This is a genomic window from Polaribacter reichenbachii (assembly GCF_001975665.1).
In the GTDB taxonomy this organism is placed as follows: Bacteria; Bacteroidota; Bacteroidia; order Flavobacteriales; family Flavobacteriaceae; genus Polaribacter; species Polaribacter reichenbachii.
Window position 1 is genome coordinate 3868604 of record NZ_CP019419.1, and the last position, 21759, is coordinate 3890362.

The 21759-nt window shown below is 28.8% G+C and carries 11 protein-coding genes; 5 read left to right on the forward strand and 6 right to left on the reverse strand.

The window, feature by feature from the left end; all coding sequences use genetic code 11:
- Positions 1 to 22: 22 nt before the first annotated feature.
- Together BW723_RS16535 and BW723_RS16540 are read right to left on the reverse strand one after the other, a co-directional pair.
- Entirely contained in the window at positions 23 to 610 is a 588-nt protein-coding gene (locus BW723_RS16535) for an SOS response-associated peptidase (protein WP_068364037.1), read from the reverse strand.
- 457 nt (positions 611 to 1067) lie between these two features.
- Positions 1068 to 1970: a hypothetical protein gene (locus BW723_RS16540; protein ID WP_068364035.1), complete on the reverse strand. Its 903-nt coding sequence runs from the start codon at positions 1968 to 1970 to the stop codon at positions 1068 to 1070.
- A 1886-nt stretch (positions 1971 to 3856) separates the two neighbouring features.
- On the opposite strand from BW723_RS16540, the gene BW723_RS16545 reads away from it, so the two are divergent.
- Genes BW723_RS16545 through BW723_RS16560 form a run of 4 tightly spaced genes read left to right on the forward strand, consistent with a single transcriptional unit; the run spans position 3857 to position 13161 of the window.
- Positions 3857 to 4699 carry a hypothetical protein gene (locus tag BW723_RS16545; RefSeq protein WP_139059139.1) on the forward strand — a complete coding sequence of 281 codons (843 nt, stop codon included), beginning with the start codon at positions 3857 to 3859 and terminating at the stop codon, positions 4697 to 4699.
- Positions 4700 to 4705: 6 nt separating this feature from the next.
- Entirely contained in the window at positions 4706 to 5797 is a 1092-nt protein-coding gene (locus tag BW723_RS16550; RefSeq protein WP_068364027.1) for a T9SS type A sorting domain-containing protein, read from the forward strand.
- A 6-nt stretch (positions 5798 to 5803) separates the two neighbouring features.
- Positions 5804 to 12460, forward strand: a complete 6657-nt coding sequence (locus BW723_RS16555) for an RHS repeat-associated core domain-containing protein (protein WP_068364026.1) — start codon at positions 5804 to 5806, stop codon at positions 12458 to 12460.
- A 2-nt stretch (positions 12461 to 12462) separates the two neighbouring features.
- Positions 12463 to 13161, forward strand: a complete 699-nt coding sequence (locus BW723_RS16560; RefSeq protein WP_068364023.1) for a hypothetical protein — start codon at positions 12463 to 12465, stop codon at positions 13159 to 13161.
- A gap of 433 nt (positions 13162 to 13594) precedes the next feature.
- Here BW723_RS16560 and BW723_RS16565 read toward each other — a convergent pair whose 3' ends face one another.
- From BW723_RS16565 to dinB, 4 genes are all read right to left on the reverse strand, one after another.
- Complete coding sequence (locus BW723_RS16565; protein ID WP_068364020.1) at positions 13595 to 15049, reverse strand: IS1182 family transposase; 1455 nt, start codon at positions 15047 to 15049, stop codon at positions 13595 to 13597.
- Positions 15050 to 15919: 870 nt separating this feature from the next.
- Positions 15920 to 16345 carry an SOS response-associated peptidase gene (locus BW723_RS16570; RefSeq protein ID WP_068364017.1) on the reverse strand — a complete coding sequence of 142 codons (426 nt, stop codon included), beginning with the start codon at positions 16343 to 16345 and terminating at the stop codon, positions 15920 to 15922.
- A 55-nt stretch (positions 16346 to 16400) separates the two neighbouring features.
- Positions 16401 to 19358 carry a DNA polymerase III subunit alpha gene (locus BW723_RS16575; protein ID WP_068364016.1) on the reverse strand — a complete coding sequence of 986 codons (2958 nt, stop codon included), beginning with the start codon at positions 19356 to 19358 and terminating at the stop codon, positions 16401 to 16403.
- 3 nt (positions 19359 to 19361) lie between these two features.
- Positions 19362 to 20576 carry a DNA polymerase IV gene (dinB, locus tag BW723_RS16580; RefSeq protein ID WP_068364015.1) on the reverse strand — a complete coding sequence of 405 codons (1215 nt, stop codon included), beginning with the start codon at positions 20574 to 20576 and terminating at the stop codon, positions 19362 to 19364.
- 52 nt (positions 20577 to 20628) lie between these two features.
- On the opposite strand from dinB, the gene BW723_RS16585 reads away from it, so the two are divergent.
- Positions 20629 to 21402, forward strand: coding sequence for an XRE family transcriptional regulator (locus BW723_RS16585; RefSeq protein WP_068364007.1), 774 nt, complete (start codon positions 20629 to 20631; stop codon positions 21400 to 21402).
- Positions 21403 to 21759 lie beyond the last annotated feature (357 nt).

Genomic DNA, 21759 nt, shown 5'->3' on the forward strand with positions numbered 1-21759 from the left:
TTAGAAACCTAAATTATGAATGTTAAAAAAGAGTAGGTTGTTTAAAACCCAATTGATTTGTAGTAAAATCATATTGTGGATTAACTTCCTTATTATTTAACCAAGCTTTAAAATCGTCTTCGGTTTTTAAACTAAAAGGCATTCTTAATTTAGAGTTGTGTATTTCTCTCATAATACCTTTAGCTTCTGTGGTTACTATTGTGTAGGTGTTATTTATAAACAAGCCTGCGAATGCAAAAAGTTGATTGTTAAAGCCTATTTCAAACTTAATTTTTTCTTTCCCTTGATGTTGCCATTCGTAAAAACCATCAACTAAAACAATACACCTGTTTTCTGTATAATGTTTAAAAGCAGGTTTTTCTGATATGGTTTCTATTCGTGCATTTAAAGTATAATTTCTTTTCCAGTCAGAATTTGCCCATTCTGGTATTAGTCCCCAATTATACATTTTAATTTCTGTAAGATTAGAGTTGGTAATGATTGGTGTTTTAGGAAAATTAAATCCATTAATTTGTGAACTAGGATTAAATGAAGCTTCAGAATTAAATTTAGCCTTAAATTTTTTCTCTATTTCCTTAATTGATTTTGTTTGTTTAGTATGAAAACACATAAAATAACTTTTTGATAGTAAACTTAATAAAAATTAAAAGAAAGCACTTTAATAATCAATTTCTGGGATCAATTGCAATACTCATTTTTTTAGATTTAATAACGTTCATACTACAAAAGCCAAATCGATTTGTAATTTTACCATAACAAGCATAAATTCCCATTCCGTTTATTATAGTACTTCTAATGTATTGGCTTTCTGTCCTATTTGTCGGGGCTTGTAAAGCAAAAATCTACTTCTTGCAAATAGTTGTTTCTAGTGTAACCGTTATTAAATTCTTTGAGAGTTAATTTTTTATTTTTTGCTCTTACTTGTGGTTTATCTATTCATTGTATAAGATTAGTTGCATAGTTTAAGTACTAAAGTTAGTAAATAAATCACAAAAAGAAAGTCCGATAGAACTTTTGTAAGTAGGTAAAAACTAGCAATTAATTTTATATGGTGTTAGGCAATGGCTTTATTCTTTTTCTAATTTCTCTAATCTTTTTTGTAATTCTACAACTTTTTTTAATAAAAACTTTAAAGATTCGTTTTCTTTTTCAACCTTTTCAATTTTCTTTTCCTGAGCAATAGTGTATAATGTCAATTCTTCAATTTTTTTTAGAAGATCCATATCCATTTTTGCTAGCATTATTCCATTTTTTTCAAACTCTTTAGCGGATGGTATTTCAGGAAGATGATTGTTTTCTTTAATGAAGTTTTCTAATTCTTCAAGATCTATAAGTCTGTAACTTTTTTTAAATACATAATCAGGAGCTGGAATATTAAGGTCAATTTTCACCTCTTTAGCATGAACACTTCCATTAACTGTTAATTTCATATCTGGATTTATTGTTCCAATTCCAACATTACCAAGTGAAGTCCCGTCTGATTTGGTTGCTAAAATGGTGTTTCGATTCCAAGATTTGATGATGTCTAAATCACCCCCAATGGCATTAATACCCACTCCGTTTGAATACTGATAAGTACCCCTAATAGACCAATTCATTGCTCCAGTAATACCACTATAATTTAAAGGTATTATCCTCACAACATTTTTATCAACATAGTTTGTCGCTAACCTAACTCTTAATTCATCTGAAACCTCTAATTTGGCATTAGGAGCTGCTATTCCAATTCCAATATTCCCATTACCGAGAATTTTAATTCGTTCTTTCCCTTGAGTATAAAAGTTCAATCCAAAATACCCAGATAATCCAACATAATGATAACCAGTTCCGCTTATTCTTGACATTCCATAATGAGCAACTGAATTACCTGACACATCGAATGCATCGTTTATATCAAATCCAATTTTTGTTTGAGAATGAATTCCAAAATTCATTGCAATTAGAGCAATTAATAAAATTCTTTTTTTCATAATAATTTTTGTTTTTATAGTTACTTATGTTAGTTTTTTTTTGCTTGTGCCTAACGTTTATATATATTAAAAGTTGTGTTTTGTAACACTAAGTTTACAATTAAATCACAGAAAGAAAATCCCCCAGGATTTTCGTAAGCTAGCTTTCACTAGCATTTTTTTACACGGTGTTATTTTTTGTTGCGAAACACATTACTTAACACGTTTTAATACCAATTTTAATTTTTTTCAACATAGTTTGATTTCCGATTTAAATAATTTTTCTCTTAACATTTTTCCTTTTAATTTTTTTTCAAAGATTTTTCATAGAGTTTGAGAGGGAATTCCAGCGTTAAAATTCAGAAAATATTTTAGTTTTTAAAGTTAAGATTAAACTTTCAAAAAAGTAAGATTTTTTGACTTTTTTTGTTAAAAATCATATTAAATTAATATTTTTTATTCAACCATAATTCATCCTGAAAAAGTCAAGCAAAAAATACAATTTCAACTAATTATTAAATTTTTAAACCATAAAATTTCCCCACTTTTGATTTTTTATTTAATCTTAAAATTCCAAAAAAAAGTAAAATATTTAACTATTTTTTCAGACAATTAGATTTTGCGTTGGTTTATCTATTCATTTTATAAGTCTAAAGCATCCCTCCTATGCTAAATTCTTATATCCTGAACTGATTAGAGTGCAAGTTTTTGTATGTGAAATCATCGGTTACTTGTATGTTTTTAGGAAAACATTTTTTTGCAGTAGTTTACATAGAATTTTCCTTATTCAAGGTGATTTCCCTGACCTTAGTTTCCTTCTTGACCGATATCTTCAAGAGTTGTTTTATAATAGGTTCTACTTTGGTTCCAAGGAATATGGCTACTATAACCTCAGTTCTTTCCTTTAGCCTTCTTTTTAGTGAATATAGTAAAAAGTATTCCTTTAGACAATGCTAATTCATCAATAGATAAATAATAACTAATATTTTCAGGAAAAACAAGCTATTGCTTGACCTATATTTTGTTTCCAGTTCTTAAAACCGCTTAAATAGTATTTATATAATTGTTGTAATTTTTTCCCATTGACTTCATAGAAACTTTGAATAGTATAACAATCGGAAGTTTTAGTATTGACTAATTTCATTAAAAAAAGCAACGAACTCGTGGTCAAATTTGTTCCCTTTGCTATTATTTTTCAATCTAATTGAATAACTTCTTTCGTTGTTTTATCTAGCCTTTTAAGTCGTTTTAGGTGAGGATAAATCGTGTTTTAATTTAATGGAGAATATTGAATAGTTACTTCTTTATGAAAGCCGTGTGCAATTAAAGTTCTGGAGGCTTGTTCTTTTGGTGATGTGTTCGGTTCTTAAAAATAGAGGTCCATTACCTAACCGTTCTTAATATTCTTCACAAGATTAAAGTGGTAGATTAAGAATTCAGTAAGAATAAGTTTTAATAGATTTAGGTAGTCGTCTATTTTTTTTACAAAAAAACACAGTTCAATTCACAAACAAGTTTTTGATTCGTTTTGATTCCATAAAATTCTTATTTTGATTATTATAATCTTGTTTGATTTAGTTAAAATAATCGTTAATTAATTTGTTATTAAATTTTAAAAGCAGCTTAATGAAATAATTAAAACACGTAATTTAGAGTTAAAAGATTAACATTTTTTATTTTCTTGATTTGACATCATTAGATATAACTTATTTAATATGTTTTAAAAACAGTTGATATTTGAGTTTTTCTTAATTTACACAAAATCAATTGCTTGTAATTTCTATCTCCCCATTTATAGTGAAGAACCTCCCCATAAATGGGGAGATAAAAATTTCACTATAAATGGGGAGTTTTTTTTTTTTTTTTTTAAACTAATTTTATCAAATAATTTAAAAACTAAAATTGCAATGAGAAAAATATTATTTATTCTATTATTAATGTCTTTATCTTTTTGTTTGAATGCCCAAGATTTGTTAAGTGGAGGTAGTAATTCATGGATTTTCCACACTCCCGATGATGGTAGGACGACTCTTCACTTAACATCTATGCTTAATGGTAGTTGGCAATGGGGGAAAGAAACTGTATTTTATAATAATGGTAATGTAAAATTTAATGGCGAACTGGGTATAGGTACATCTGTTCCTATGGGTAAATTAGATATATTACTAGGTGGGTGGAGTAATATCCCTAGAGTTTTGTTTAAACAAACATCTGATAATCCATCGATGAGATTATATAGACCCTCTGGTTCTGGATCAAGTATATATTCTTGGTGGATTGAAAATACGGGGAATGGAGGTTTAAATTTTAAATATGGTTACGGCTCTAGTACCGGAAGTGAATCCCCAGTTTCAAAATTTACGTTTACTAATAATGGTGATTTTGGAATAGGAACAACTACTCCTGATTCAAAATTATCTGTAAACGGAACAATTCATGCAAAGGAGGTTAAAATAGATTTAATAGGTTGGCCAGACTATGTTTTTAGAAAAGAGTATCAATTATTAACTTTAGAAGAAGTTGAGTCTTATGTAAAGAAAAATGGACATTTACCAAGAATATCATCGGCTGATGAAGTAGAAAAAAATGGAGTTCTTTTAGGAGAGATAAGTAAAAAATTACTTGAAAAAATTGAGGAATTAACGCTTTATGCAATTTATCAAGAAAAAATAATAAAAGAACAAAATCAAAAAAATAAAGATTTAGAGAAAAGATTGAGTAAAATAGAGTCATTAATTATAAATAAATAATGATTTATGAAAACGAAAATATTTTATCTGGTAATACTTGCGAGTTTTAACTATTTTTCTGCAAATTGTCAAAACTTACTAGATTTAAGTTCTTGGACGGTTGGTTCAGGTTCAGTTTTAGGTTATTCACAACATGGTTTAACTCTAGAAAATATAAGAGATTATGGCAAAAATCATATTGGTGAGGAGGAAATAATCTGGATAGCTTCTCCAGACTTGAATGGAGGAAGTAGTGGGGGGTTTTATACAGATTTTTTCAACATTGACAATGAAAAATCATATAGGTTCTCTATATGGCTAAAAAAGTTAAATTCTAAAGATGGTACTACTTTATTAGGCACTGTGTCTAACAATAATACAACATTAAAATTAGATGGAACAATACAAAATGACCCTTACTTTTTTATTGGTGATTTACCAAGTCTTAATAGATGGTATTTATTGGTAGGTTATATTCATAGTAGTACTTATAATTCAACAATAAATTACGGAGCTGTTTATGATGGTGAATCTGGCCAAAAAGTACAATTATTGACCGACTATAAATTTAAAAATAATGCAATTAATGTTAGGTTACAATCCTATCTGCATAATGATTATAACAACTTAGATAGACAATTTTTTTATGCACCTAGAATGGAGGAACTTAATGGCAGTGAGTTATCCATACAAGAATTATTAGGGATCAATAATAATTCCAAATTAATAGTTTCTTATGATATGGCTGGTAATCAATCTCAAAATTTTTATTGTTATGACCCAAACTTTTGCGTAGCTCCAGCTGCAAAAAAGGAAGGTAAAGAAGTTATTTCAGAAGAATTACTGGAAGAACCAATTATTGATAAAGAATTAATAGAAAACATATCTGTATATCCAAACCCTACTACTGGGTTTATAAATATCAAACTAAGCACAACTTTACTTAGCAATATTCATTCTATAAAGTTATACAATGTAAATTCATCTTTAGTCAAAGAGATTAAAACTAAAAAGGAGATAATCGATTTGGATATAAGTCGAATGGCTAATGGAGTTTATTTTTTACATATTCATTTAAAAGAAGGAAGAAGTATTACTAAAAAGATTGTTAAAAAATAAGTGGTTATGAGAAGAAAAATAAATATAGGTGCTCTATTGTTATTTTTTGTTGGATATCAATTTATCTATTCACAACAAGAAGATAATTTTTTAAAAAAGAAAGTAGGATTTAAAAAAATTGAACTAAATGATAATGAATCTGGTACTTTAATCTTAGAAGGAGCAAATAAGAAAAATGTAAATCATAAAAATGAACAGACTATCAGTAGTAAATCTAATGGTTCTGGTATTGGTGAAACAATGGGAGAATTAAGTGTTTCGCTTACAGGTGGAGCAAATTATGATATCCCTATTACTGTGCCCTCTGGAATAAATGGCGTACAACCAAATATTTCTATTAGTTATGATAGCCAATCTGGTATGGGTTTAGCAGGTTATGGTTGGAATATAAAAGGAGTATCAGCTATAACAAGAATCCCATCATCAAAATACCACGATAACTCTATAGGGGGTGTTAATTTGGATCATAATGAAAATAGGTTTGCTTTAGATGGTAATAGACTTATTTTAAGAAGTGGAACCTATGGAGGGGATGGTGCTGAATATGAAACTGAGGTTTTTTCCAATTTGAAAATAACCTCACATAGAACATTTTCATATGGACATTATGATGGTCCAGAATACTTTAAAGTTTTGTATCCTGATGGTTCAATTGCCTATTATGGATATAGTACAGATTCAAAAACTGAAATTAACTATTTGATTTCATATTGGCAGAATAACCAAGGAATTAGAATAAACTATGAATATTTGAATCACAGAAATTATTCAAGCCCTGGAGGCAATACCAATATTATAAAGAAAATATCGTATGGTAGTAGATTAAACGATATACCTAAAAGTGTGATAGTATTTGAATATGAAGACATATCTAGGAATGATTTATCTGGTATTGGTGGTAATATGTACTATAATCCAGATATTCTTTCAAAAATTATTGTAAACAATAATTCTATTAAGTATAGAGAATATAATTTAACGTATAATACTAGTAGTCTAAACTATCAAAGATTAGAGAGTATCCAAGAAAAAAGTGGAGATAATACAAAATCTCATAGCCCTATATTTTTTGATTATTCTGATAGTAATTCATCAGTTACTTATAATGGTTTAACAGCAAATTTAAACTTACTAAATATAGAACAAAGAAATAGTGAAACAAGGTCTTTAGATCTTAATGGTAATGGTAAAATGGATTTTATTGTTTTTCCAAGGGATAATAAAGATAAATTTTGGGTATTTCAAGATATAAAAGGGGGTAATAATTCAGCTTATGAAATTCCTACAAACGTTTTTAAAGATGTCTTTCCTATTACTTCTTTAAGTCATAATAATAAAGTCTTATCAGGTCAAAACTTAGTTTTTATTGAGGAAACATCAAATCAAGTAAATTTTAAGATTATTTCAAAAGCTCCTGCATCTGCTGGTGGTTATCCAGTTAGATTAGATTATGAGAAAACTTGGAATGCACCTAGATATATACATACCATTAATAATTGTGGAAGTGATGGAGGGGTGAGAAATATTACTACATCTGTAAATAGTGGACAAACATCAAATGTAAATGCTAATGTAATTAATGCAGCTAATTTAATCCATTCAAATGGAGTAGCAAATTATACAGCTGATCAATTAGTCCTAAAACCAGGATTTAAAGCTAAAAATGGTTCAACTTTTAACGGAACAGCTACAAATAATGTAACCAAACTTATTCCAAATACTTATGTAAGTGGAGATTTTAACGGAGATGGATTAACAGATATAATTGCAATTTCAGAAAATTATTCTAGATCTGTTTGTAATGAAGTATGGATAAACCCTAGAATTGGGAGGGATTGCAGATGCACAGGAAGTCCAGTTAATGATGGAAATTCAAAAGTTTTTTTTGTTGATTTAAATAGAAATAGCAATTCAAATCCAATTCAAATCGGCACATTATCAAAAAGTATAACTAAAGATACTGATAAAATTTTAGTCGCCGATTTTAATGGAGATGGTAAATCAAATATCCTTCATATTGTAGAAGGAAAAGTTTTCGTTTATACTTTAAATAATAGCAATGTCTTAGAGTTGCTTTGGACCACAACAGATTATAAGTTTAATTTAAATTTACCCTATCTTTTAGGTGATTATAATGGAGATGGTTTAACAGATTTTTTAATACCTGATGTAAATACCGGTAATAATTTTGATATATTCAACATCCGTTTTTCAACAGGTGAAAGCTTTGTTAATTCAAAATCCAGACAACCTTTTTTTTATACAGAAACTAATTGGAATGGTAGCAACGGAGTCTTGAGTGGTTATAACTTAATACCCATAGATTACAATAGAGATGGAAAGACGGATATTGTAGAATATAATACCAAAACTTATAATGGAAGCTCTAATGGAACTCAAGAGATTAAGGTATATTATAATAAGGGAGCAGCAGACTCGTCGAACAAAGTTACTTTTGAATATGAAGGTCAAACTAAGAAAACAGGCAATTTAAAACACTTTCCAATACCTATTTTCTTAAATTCTAATGAACCTAATAAAAATATTGAATTTGCAGCTATAAGTGATAGATGGATTACTTCATTTAGTTTCACTCAAAATCATAGAGAAGATGTTTTATTAAGATCTATTGAAAATAATGGAATTACTAACAGTATATCCTATAATAATCTAGATGATACAGAATACACGGACGACTTTTTAAGAGTATATCAACCAGATTATAACGCTAATTATCCTAATGTAGATATAACATCTTCTCCAGGAACAAAAGTGGTAACGTCTTTAGCCAGAACTGGTTTAGGTTATACAGGTTTAAAACAGGTTTTTTCTTATTACGGAGCTATCCATAATATGGAAGGTTTAGGTTTTTTAGGATTTAAAGGTATCGCTCAAAGCAATTGGCATACAGATGGTGGAGATAGGATATTTAATGTTTCTAAATTTGATACTTCTTTAAGAGGGGCAATAATTGAAGAGTACTCTCAACCTTATAACTTTTCGTTTACTAGTCCATCCAATATAATATCTAAAGTTACAAATACATATTCTCATTCTATTTCATCAGAAAAAGTTTTCAAGTTAACTTTAGATTATAGTAGTGAGCAAAATACCTTGGAAGGTACTACTACTACTAAGACCTATGAATATAATATTTACAATAATCCAAAAACAGTTATAACTAATTATATTGGTGGTGATTCAAGTCTTGTAGAATATGAGTATGATGATACTCCAACTTCAATTACTAACTTTTTTATAGGTAGGCCAGAAAAAGAAAAAAGAACAACCACAATTGATGGCAATTCTTTTACTACTGAAACTCATTATTTACAATATTCTGGAAATTTACCAAAACAAATAAAAACTAAAGGAAATGGTACTCAATTTGATGTTGTGAATATCACATACGATTCTTACGGTAATATATTAAATAAAGAAAAAATTCCTTTTGATAGTAGTTCTAGAAGTGTAAGTTTCAAATATGATAGCTCTCATAGATACTTAGAAGAATCTACCGATTTAGAGGGTTTTACCACAAAATATGACTACAATATTACAGATGGTTCCGGTACACTAAAAAAGGAAACTAATCATTTTAATCAAAAGACAGAATATTTATACGATTCTTGGAACAGATTAACTCAAATTACGGATTATTTGGGTAACAATTTAACTACCGATTTTTCAGAATCTAATTATTCATATACTGTTACAGAGTTAGGTGACAGTGGTATGGGTAAAATTACCATTTACGATCCTTTAAAAAGAGTTTCTAAAGTTCATGAGAAAAACGCTTTAGGAAACTGGGTAAGCAAAAGTTATGAATATGATGCATTTGATAGATTAATAAGAGAAAGTGAACCATATGCAGGTGCTGCTACTCAATGGAATACTACTGCTTATGATTTTTATGGAAGAGTGGTAACACATAATAATTATGCTGGGAAGTATATGAATATCCAATATAATGGATTATCAACTACCTTAGATGATGGTACAAAAATTATTACAACTGTTAAAAATGGAATGGGACATATTAAAAGTGTGACAGACAATGGTGGAAAAATAAATTATGATTATTATGGAAATGGAGCAGTTAAATCATCAAATTATAATGGTAATATTGTAACAATTGAACAGGACGGTTGGGGAAGAAAAAGCAAAATGACTGATCCATCATTTGGAGATTTTACCTACACCTATAATGGTTTTGGAGAACTATTAACTGAAACCTCACCTAAAGGAGTAACAACTTATACTTATAGTAATATAGGTAAGCTAGAAACCGAAATTATTCAAGGTGAAAATACAGATATAAATATTACATATTCTTATTATGATTCTACACATAAACAATTAAAAAATATAACAGGGTTCAATGCTCGTACTAATGAAAATTATACGTATGAGTACTTATATGATAATTATAATAGACCTTGGATAACAAGAGAAACTAACGCTCATGCTTTCTTTGAACATCAAGTATCAAGAGATGGTTTTGGAAGAATAGAGAATGAAACATATATTACTACTAATTATTCAGATAATTTAATTAGTACAGTTAAAACTAAAAACGTATACAATTCTAATTCTGGAGGATTAGTCGAAATATTAGATTTCAATACCAATGCATCTTTATGGAAATTGAATAGCTTAAATGCTAAAAATAAAGCGACACAATTACAAATAGGTAATGGTATTCTAAAAAATAAAAGTTATGATACTTATGGTTTCTTAACCAATATATCACACAAAAAAGGTTCAGGCAGTTCTATAATTACTGCTTTGGATGTAGATTACAGTTTTGATCATCAAAGAGGAAATTTACTAACTAGAAATAACAATGTATTTTCATGGAGTGAAGCGTTTAATTATGATAGTTTAGACCGATTATTAGGAGTTTCAGGCTCAGTTAGCTATTCTCATACCTATGATAATCAAGGGCGTATTAATAATAATTCAGATGTAGGAGACTACACTTATGCCTCTTCTTCGAGTTATAAATTAAAAGAAATTCAACTCAATACAAAAGGAGATTTACACTATCAAAACAACCCACTGCAGAAAATAGAATACAATGCATTTAAAAAGCCTGTTTCTATTCACGCTAATGGTAATGGTAGAGTTGATTTTGAATACAGTATTTTAAAAAGCAGAAGCCATGCATATTATGGTGGTGAACAAGAAAATAAGTTAGATAGACGCTATAAAAAACACTACTCTGCCATTAGCCCGGTAGAAATAGAAGTTGATAAACAAGGGGGTACAAAAATTATCACTTTTATTGGTGGTGACGAATACTCTGCACCTATTATGTACGTAAAGAAAACTGGTGCAAATTCTATAGATGGCTATCATTATTTACATAGAGATTATTTAGGGACTATTCTAGCAATAACAGATAGTAATGCTATTATTGTAGAACAACGCCAATTTGGTGCTTGGGGTACTGTAGATAAATTTGTAACAGGCAGTAGTGAGGTAGATTTTACAAACGATACTACTTTGTTGAACAGAGGATTTACTGGACATGAACATTTCTTTGAGGTGGGGTTAATACATATGAATGGTAGAATGTATGAAGCCAAGTTAGGACGTTTCTTATCTCCAGACAATTACATACAAAACCCACAAAATACGCAAAACTATAATCGCTATAGTTATGTTTTAAATAATCCTTTAAAATACACAGACCCTAGTGGTGAATTTATTGCAGAAATAGGAGCAACACTCTTTTTGGTAGTTAAAGCATTGTTTGTAACTTCAGCTCTTGTTGGTTCTTATTCACTAATTAGTAATTTAAGTGGGCAATCAGGTGGTGGTGGTCAAAACACTCAGCCTAATATTAAAAATAACAGCTTACTAAATAATGCTACAGGTTCTCCACCAACAGGAGGTTTCAAACAGGCATTTGATAATGATAGACCTTGGTATGTAAATGCCTTTAAAGCATATATGGACTTCAAACAAGGAAGGGACAATGGTAGGTTAAGAGCTGCAAAAAGTAGTTGGAATTTTGTTAAAGGTCTTGCCACAACAACTCAAGCGTGGAAAGATCTGGGGCAAGGTTTTATGGATATGGCTGCAATGGCTAGCCCTACAGATGCAAGAGGTATGATGCTTAGAACCCAAACTGCTACAGCTGTAATTGACTTTGTAGGTAGAATACCAACTATGGGTTTCTACGAAATTGGTGATCATACAGGTTATGGAGAATTTAAATTGGGAGAGTCTATATTATTAAGTAAAGGTACTGGTCTCGTTGCCAATGGTATTAAAGGTCTTGCCAATTTTGCAAAAGTTCCTGCTAATTTGATTAAGGTGCCTCAAATTCCAATTAAAATTAAATCATTAAATTTGACAACTTCATCTGGAGCGCTAAAACATGCAAGGACATATACGATATATAACCGCTTTGGGGAAGTTTTTAAATTTGGTGTTACAGATCCTTCATTAGTTAGGTATGGACAGTCGTTAGGGATGGCAGGTCCTGGTGCATATGGTAAATTTTCACAAGTTATGTTTAAAGGAAAAGCTCATACGATGGAAAGGTATTTAAGAAGTATATATTATAATTCTACTGGACAGTATACCTTACCTGGTATGAAATATCCTTACCCTATTAATTTTAATACTGGATTACCAATTAAACCTTTTTAAATATGAAAAATATAATAGAGCGAACTTTGTTTTGGTTTAGTGATGGAGATGATAAATTGTTATCGTTGAATGAGAGATACTTTTCATTAGGTAATCTTCTTAACAGGTTACTTTGTGAGAAGTATAAAGGAAAGAAACTACAGTTTATTAATTTATTTTTTAGAACAGAAGAAACTTATAAACTATACCCACAAGCATCTAAGCATTTTACGCATTTTTACGGAGGGCAACTGACATATGATGATGTATTTGACTTGAAGGCGTTTAATAAAATGAATAAACAAGAACAAGACAATTTTATTTGGAAACGAGCTTTTGAAATATTGCAAGAAGCTGCCGCTTCAATAAAAAACAAGGATATATTAAATGCTAGTGAATATGCATATAATAAGGGGCTTGAAATGGATTTGAACCCAGATTTCAGAATGATTGAAAAAGATGTTGTTTTATTCGACCAAGCATTGAAAGCAGCTATCTGGGTGAATTTTAAGAAAGAGGGCATGTACTCTAAGTTCACTTTAGAAAAGGAAAACCAAATAGTTTTTGAAAAAGAAATTGATAAAGCTAAAAACGGAGTGGAATTTTTCTTGGAAATTTACAAAGACATTGACTTAAAAAACAATAATATAATTATTAAGGGTAGAAAAGATGTTGAATATTTACCTTTAAAAATACGGATATATAAAGAAGAACTTGTGTAATAACTCCATTTTATAAATGAAATCAAAATAATTTAGGAAAATATAAAAAACGAACTAATACTGAACCTTATACCAAAAGTATTATAGAAATCTGAAGAAGAAGTCTTATCAGTATTACTAAACAATTTCAGTGAAGGTCTAAAATCAATTAGAAAACAAAGTTATAATGAGTAAAATTAATAAATCCTAATATTGATAGAAATAGTATTAGATATAAGTTTAATTCAATAAAAAAACCCACTTATAATAGGAGGCTGCTGAAAAAGTAGCTTTATTTTTCAAATAAGGTTTTTTAAAAATAGATTTGACATTCAGTTGTCAAATCTATTTTTTAATTTTATCAGTATTGAAATTAAATTTTAGGGTTTTAAAATAACTAAAACAGCTTTGTTTATCGTTTTTTGGTAGCTTTATTATTTCAAAGTATTCCTTGTTAATTCAATTTCAAAATTCTTTTAAGATTTACAGCAAAAATGGTCAAAGCACCTTGCATTTGCATATTTTCAATACCATAAGATATAGCTCTCCCATAACCATGCACATTTTTTAATTCTCCATTTTTAGCTTCTATTTTGTAACGATGTTTTGATTTTTCTTTGAAATATGTTGATTTTTCAAAATCAATTTGTTCTTGATGTATTTCTGATTTTATGGATATAGAATATGTTTTTGTTTTTGCTCCTTCTTTATAGCATCCTTTTTTTAAAGGACAGTTTTTACACTTTTCTACATCAAAATAATACGTAATCACTTGATTTTCCCTTACATTCTTTTTACCCTGAATTGCTTTTCGTATCGCCATATGTCCTGCAGGACAAACAAACATATCTGCATCTTTGTTATAATCAAATTCTTCTTCTTTTTTTCTGATTCCTTGACTAATAGTAGGGTTTAATCTAGCTACTATCTGAATGTTTTCTTGTTTAGCTTTTTCTAAATTTATTTTCCCTGAATACGCGGCATCTCCAATAACCGTATCTACAACTATTCCATTGTTTTGACTTTGACTTATAAGTTCTGGTAAAATAGGTCCATCTCCTTTTTCTCCTGATGTCACAACTGCTGCTGTAATGATTCTTTCTTCACTCATCGCTAGATGAGTTTTAAAACCAAAGAAAGAACTATCAGCTGATTTGTGGCCTATTTTAGCATCTATGTCTTTAGATACAACTTCTTGCTTGTGATGTTCTATCTCATCTATAGATTCTTTTAAGAGATTCAATTTTTCTTTTATTGAGGGTACTTCTCTTATAGTTGGTGAGGCTTCTAATAATGTTTCTAATTCTTTACTATAGCTAATTTCTTTTCCTAAATCATTACTATCGTTCTTCACAGGCATTTTATCTTTCCAGTCTTCTTGATAAACATAAACAGCTTTTCGAAGCTGTTTTGATCTTTCTCTTAAAACATCAATAGCAGAAACTGGGTTAGATTTTGATAAAGTATGCGTAGCATCTACAATAATTGAACTTGAACGAATAATCCCTTTTTCTACAGCAATACCTACTGTTTTGTTTATTAATAAGTTTAATAAATTAGTGTCTTTTAGACATTGTCTACGAAATTTGGTTAAGGTACTTGGATTGATAACATCATCTTCGGGAAGCATGTCTAAAAAGTACTTAAAGGACATATCATAACGAGAACGTTCAACTACATCAACATCTGAAATAGTGTAAATCACTTTTAATAGTAAATACTTGAAAAGTTTTATGGGACATTCCGCTGTTCTACCTTGATCCACAGAATACTTGTCTAAAAGTTCTTTATAGATAAAATCAAAGTCTATCAGGTCATTGATTTTACGCAATAAATTATCTTTCGGAACTATTAAATCATAAAGTGAACTATATTCACTTAGTTTTAAAACTTGTTGTTGTGAGAGCATTACTAAAAATACAAAAAGGATTAGAATTTCAAAAATTCTAATCCTTTTTGTTCCTATCTAGACTTTTTCAGCAGCCTCTTATAATAGCGGGAATTATTTAGTTATGAAAATTACACTAAAAATTAACTACACTCTCTAAATCTTCATCATCCTTGGAGATAATACCAAAATGAATTATACTCTAAATATTGATTATTTTTGAACTATTGTAAAATGAATTTGATTAATAAAAAATTTACGGAAAGAATTTATAAAAACTAAAAAATTAATTGTTCCTTTTGATATGGATAACCCAAACAAAAGAATTACTGGTTTTTTATATACAAATATTGCAGAAAAGTAAAATACCTCTTTTTTGCAGTTAGATAAAGATAAAAAGTGGAAAACTAGTAAGGTAGTTTTTATAGTGCAAGAGGTTACCAAAAATGATTTATTTGCAAAAATTATAGATTCAGGAAAAAAATTGAGTCAGTAATTAATTTATTAGACAACCTTGATATTTTTTTGAGTCAAATAAATGATTTTAAAATTGGAAATGTTCTAGGAATTAAACAATCAATAGATTGAAGTTTTGAGTTATATAAGATAAAACAACCACCTAGAAGAAGAATGAAGTTGCCTGAAAAAATGGATATTAAAAAACTAAAATTAGAGCTTAATAAGATTGAGTACAAAACTTTAATTATTCAATATACGAGGGGGTAAAAGTAGATGCCTTAATGGTAGAGGATTTAGATGGTTTATGGAAAGTATTTTATTGCGAGAGAGGTAATAAAGAATTGATTTGAATATTTAAATCTGAATCAGAAGCCTTTATTGGGTTGCTAAATCATTTTAGAAATGATCTAAACTTAACGGGTAAACAAAGCTTTAATGAGTAAATATTGTGTAGGTGTTATTTATAAACAAACCTGCGAATGCAAAAAGTTGATTATTAAAACCTATTTCAAACTTAATTTTTTCTTTCCCTTGATGTTGCCATTCGTAAAAACCATCAACTAAAACAATACACTTGTTTTCTGTATAATGTTTAAATGCAGGTTTTTCTGATATGGTTTCTATTCGCGCATTTAAAGTATAATTTCTTTTCCAGTCAGAATTTGCCCATTCTGGTATAAGCCCCCAATTATACATTTTAATTTCTGTAGGATTAGAGTTGGTAATGATTGGTGTTTTAGGAAAATTAAAACCATTAATTTGAGAGCTAGGATTAAATGAAGCTTCAGAATTAAATTTAGCCTTAAATTTTTTCTCTATTTCCTTAATTGATTTTGTTTGTTTAGTATGAAAACACATAAAATAACTTTTTGATAGTAAACTTAATAAACATTAAAAGAAAGCACTTTAATAATCAATTTCTGGGATCAATTGCAATACTCATTTTTTTAGATTTAATAACGTTCATACTACAAAAGCCAAATCGATTTGTAATTTTACCATAACAAGCATAAACCCCCATTCCGTTTATTGGGTATTGATGCACAACATTAGTAAAGTGGACTGCATCAAAATAATTACCTTCAATATCAATAAAGGTGCTTAAACGCATTAATTTTCCTTGTGAAGTTTTATTGTATCTGGTAGTAACTAATTTGCCATATAGCAATACGTTTTTATCAGAATAATCAATCATTTGATTTGCATTAATATGTTTGTAATATTTTTCTGTAACCAAAGAAAAATAATTCTGAATTGTAAATCCTAACAATTCTATTTCATCATAAACACTCTCTAGCCAATGAGAACTTAATTTAGGAATCGTAAACTTTTGATGTTGCAAACGGAATAACTTTACTTGTTGATGTACTTGTTGTTTTTTTGTTGCATTCACTTTAAAGGTAGCTTGCCAAAGTAATTCTGTTTTGGGTTTATTGGTAAAACGAAAAGCATTAATCCGAATTAAGATAGAAAGCTGTTCTATTGAAATTGATATGCGATCAATAAAATCATCTAAAGAAGAAAACAAACCATTTAACTGACGTTCAGTTAAAATATTTTGAATTAATAAATTTTCTAAGTTTTTTAAATATCCAAAACCTAAATAGATGGTTATACCTTTTACAGCATTAGCGTGATCACTCTTATTTATACAAGGTAATTCTACAATTGCACCTCGCATTTTTGCTTCGTGAATATAATGTTCAGCAGAATAAAAACCACCTCCATTATTTAAAACAGCAACCATAAATTCAATTGGGTAATAGCATTTTAAAAATAAACTTTGATAGCTTTCTACTGCATAAGAAGCAGAATGCCCTTTTGCAAATGCATAGCCAGCAAAACTTTTAATTTGATTCCAAACTTCAAAAATTAAATCATCTTTAAAACCTTTATTTCTACAATTTGCTATAAATTTATCTTCAACCGCTTTAAATTCTGACAGCGACCTATATTTACCACTCATTCCTCTTCGTAAAACATCAGCTTCCCCTAAAGTTAAATCTGCAAATTGATTAGCTACTTTCATTACATCTTCTTGATAAACCATTACTCCATAAGTTTCTGGCATAATTTGTAATAAAATAGGATGCGCTTCTTTTCTTTTTTCTGGATAACGTTGCCTTTTAATAAATTCATCTTTCATACCAGAACTAGAAACTCCTGGTCTAATAATAGAACTTGCAGCAACCAAACCTAAATAATCTTGAGTTTGTAATTTTTGCATTAAACCACGCATTGCAGGAGATTCTACATAATAAGCACCAATTGCACCACCAGTTTTTAAAAGGTTATTGATATTTTTATCTTTCTTAAAACGCTCAATATCTGTAATGTTAATTTTGGGGTGGTTAGGATTATTCTCTTTAATAATCTCTAAAGCATCTTTGATTTTTGCTAATCCACGTTGTCCTAAAATATCAAATTTAAAAATACCTACATCATCAGCAATATTCATATCAAATTGAACAGTAGAGAAACCTTTTGGAGGTAAATTAGTAGCAGAATAAAAATGAATAGGTTTATCTAAGATTAAGATTCCTGCAGAATGTACGCTTACATAATTAGGGAAACCTTCAATTAGTTTTCCGTATTTTAAAACCAGTTTAGCAATATCATCTATATCTGTTTGTAATTTGCCTTTGCTCAACTTATCAATTTCTTCTTTAGGTAAACCAAAAACCTTACCTAATTCTCGAACAACAGCTTTGTATTTAAAAGTTACGTAGGTGGCTAAAAGTGCAACATTATCAAAACGATTAAAAATGTATTGAGTAACAGCATTTCTATCTTTCCAAGAAAAATCAATATCAAAATCTGGTGGAGAAGCTCTAAAAGGATTGATAAAACGTTCGAAATATAAATCCAATTCAATAGGATCTACATCTGTAATACCAATAATATAAGCCACAATACTATTCGCTCCACTTCCTCTACCAACGTGAAAGAAATTATTTCTATTCGCATATTGTACAATATCATAATTGATTAAAAAAAAAGAAACAAATTTTAAATCTATTATAACTTTTAATTCTTTTTCTAAGCGAGCATAAACTTGTGGTGTTGCATTCTTATATCTTTTATTAATGTTGTTGTTGCAAAGTTGTTGTAGCTTATTGCAATCTTCTTTAAAACTGTTGTAATACAATTGTAAATTCTGATTTTCACGTGTTATATCAAATCCAAATTGAATTTTACATTGTTGCAAAAGTGTTGTTGTGTTTTTAATGATATTAGGAAATTCTTTAAAAAATATTTTCAATTCTTTTAAAGAATGCATTGTATCTGTTGTTAAACATTGTTCATAAGTAGAAAGCTTACTTAATAAAGTATTTTTATCTATGGCACGCAACAAACGATGCGCATTAAAATCTCTTTTATTACGAATGGTAACTTGCTGTTGAATTACTATTTTATCTGAAAACTTTTTTAAATAAGAAAATTTAAGCTTGTTAATTTCTGCAATAGAAACACCTATAAATTCATTTTCAGCTAAAGAAGTTAAATGCATTTCCAGTGCTTTTTCAAAAGGATATATGATATAAACATTTTCTAAAAACTTTGGTTGATCTGGGATCTTAGTTTTCGATTCTAAAAAAGAAGACAAATAACTATTAATATTCTGAAAACCAATATTGTTTTTAGCCAATGCAACAAATTGCTGACTGTTACCATTTCTGAAATCTACACCAATAACTGGTTTTATATTAAACTTTTTTGACTGTTGTACAAAGTTTAAACAAGCAGAAGTATTATTTATATCTGTTAGAGCAATACAATTAATATTGTTCTCTTCAGCTAATTGTAACAACTCAATTTCTGAGAACGTACCAAAACGTAATGAATAATATGTATGACAATTTAGATACATAAATCATTGTTTTCTATGTGCTAAAACTAAAGGAGGATCTCCATTAAAAGGATCATTAAATCTGCCAATAGTTTTTGCTCCCATTGCTGATGCTCTCATTATACTAGCTTCACCATATTTATTACGAACATTATCCATAGCATTATAAAGGTTTAGCATTTGTTGTGTATCATCAAAAAGGTTAATCTGATAATTACCATTTACAATGTCAGAAATTTTAACACCTACCAACCTTATTAATAATCTTCTTTGATAGAGTTTGTTAAATAGCTCTAAAACAGTTGGTATAATAATATGATCTGCACTTGTATAAGGTATTTTAACTTGTTTGCTATAAGTATTAAAATCTGAATATCTAATCTTTACACTAAAAACAGAAGCTAGTTTGTCCCCTTTTCTTAATTGATAGGCTAAGTTTTCTGCCATTGCAAAAATGGTTTCTTTTAGCTTTTTTACATCAATTGTATCTTTATTGTATGTTCTTTCTGTTGATAAAGATTTACGCTCGTGAAAAGTTATTATTGGTGGATTGTCTATTCCATTAGCACGTTTCCAAATAGTTTTACCATTTTTACCTAGAACACTTATCATCATTTCTAAAGGCATTTCTTGTATCACTTTTACTTTATCAACTCCTAAGTTTCTGAGAGTTTGATATGTTTTTTCTCCTACTGATGGTATTTTACGAATTGAAAGAGGTGCTAAAAACGATTTCTCAAAACCATTATCTATTTGTAATTGATTATTAGGTTTAGCTTCACCTGTTGCAACTTTAGAAACAATTTTGTTTTGTGACAATCCAAAAGAAATAGGTAAACCACTTTCTTTAATAATTCTTTGACGTAATTCTGATGCAAATTTATAGCTTCCAAAAAATGCATCCATTCCTGATAAATCTGCATAAAATTCATCAATACTTGCTTTTTCGAAAACAGGTACACTCTCTTTAATAATATCTGTAACAATATTTGAATACTTAGAATAGGTGCCAGTATTTCCTCTTATAATTGTGGCTTCTGGACATAGTTTTCTAGCAATTTTCATAGACATACCAGAATGAACACCAAATCTTCTAGTTTCATAACTACAAGCTGCTACAACTCCTCTATCTCCAGTTCCGCCAACTAACAAAGGTTTTTTCTGTAACCTGCTATCAATTAAACGTTCGCAGGAAACAAAGAAAGTATCTAAATCTAAATGTAAAATATGTTTTTTCACTTGTCAAAAATATCTCAAAATTGTAGATTTGTTGGCTCAAAATATTAGTTTTATGTCATTTATTCAACAAAACATTAAGTTCATCAGAAAACAAAAGGGATTAACTCAGCTAGAGTTTTCTAGTGATTTAAATTGGTCTAAATCTCAAATAGGTGCTTATGAAGAAGGTAGAGCACAACCTTCTATAGACAAGTTAATTCAGTTGTCTGATTTAACGAATATTCCTATAGATATTTTAGTAAAAAATGATTTAAGAAAATCTGGAACTACAAGTTTTATAGAGGTTGGTAATAAGAGAATTCTTTTCCCCATTATGGTTGATGATGAAAATGAAAATTTAATTGAAGTAGTACCAACAAAAGCATCAGCAGGTTATTTATTAGGTTATGATGATCCAGAGTACATTGAGCAGTTAGAGAAAATCAAATTGCCATTTTTGCCTACTGGTAAGCACAGAGCTTTCCCAATAAAAGGAGATTCTATGTTACCAATGAAAGATGGTTCTTATGTGGTTGCTGAATTTGTTGAAGATATTAAGCAAGCTAAAAGTGGTTATACTTATGTTATTGTTACTAAAGATGATGGAATGACATACAAAAGGATTTACAATCAAGTTGAAGAAAATCAATCCTTTTTATTGAAACCAGATAATTCAAGTTATCAACCTTATGAAGTTCCAGTTTCTGAAATAATAGAATTATGGAAATTTACTTGTAGTATAAATACACAAGAATATGATGAAAATGAATTAAAATTGAGCAGTATTATTGAAATGTTTAATGGTTTAGGTGTTGAATTAGAAGCTTTAAAAAAATCTTTACTTTAAAATAAATACATTTCTCATATAAGAAAAACTTGTATATTTGAATAGAAATTAATTATAAATCAGAGTACACGATTCAGTACACGATTTAGTTAAAATAAGTTGTAAAGGGACTAAAATTTGATTTTTTTATCAAATTCATAACCCTGAGGTCACGGGTTCAAATCCCGTTTTCGCTACTAAAAGTAAAGCAGTTACATTTTTTTGTAACTGCTTTTATTTTTAACAATAAGTGTTTTTTATTACTTTTTTCTATAGATTTAAAATGAAATAAAAATAGTCCTTATTGTTTTTTACTTTACTAAGGCTAGAAAAAAATCATCTTAAGATAAACTGACTTATTATTTTCAATTTATATGT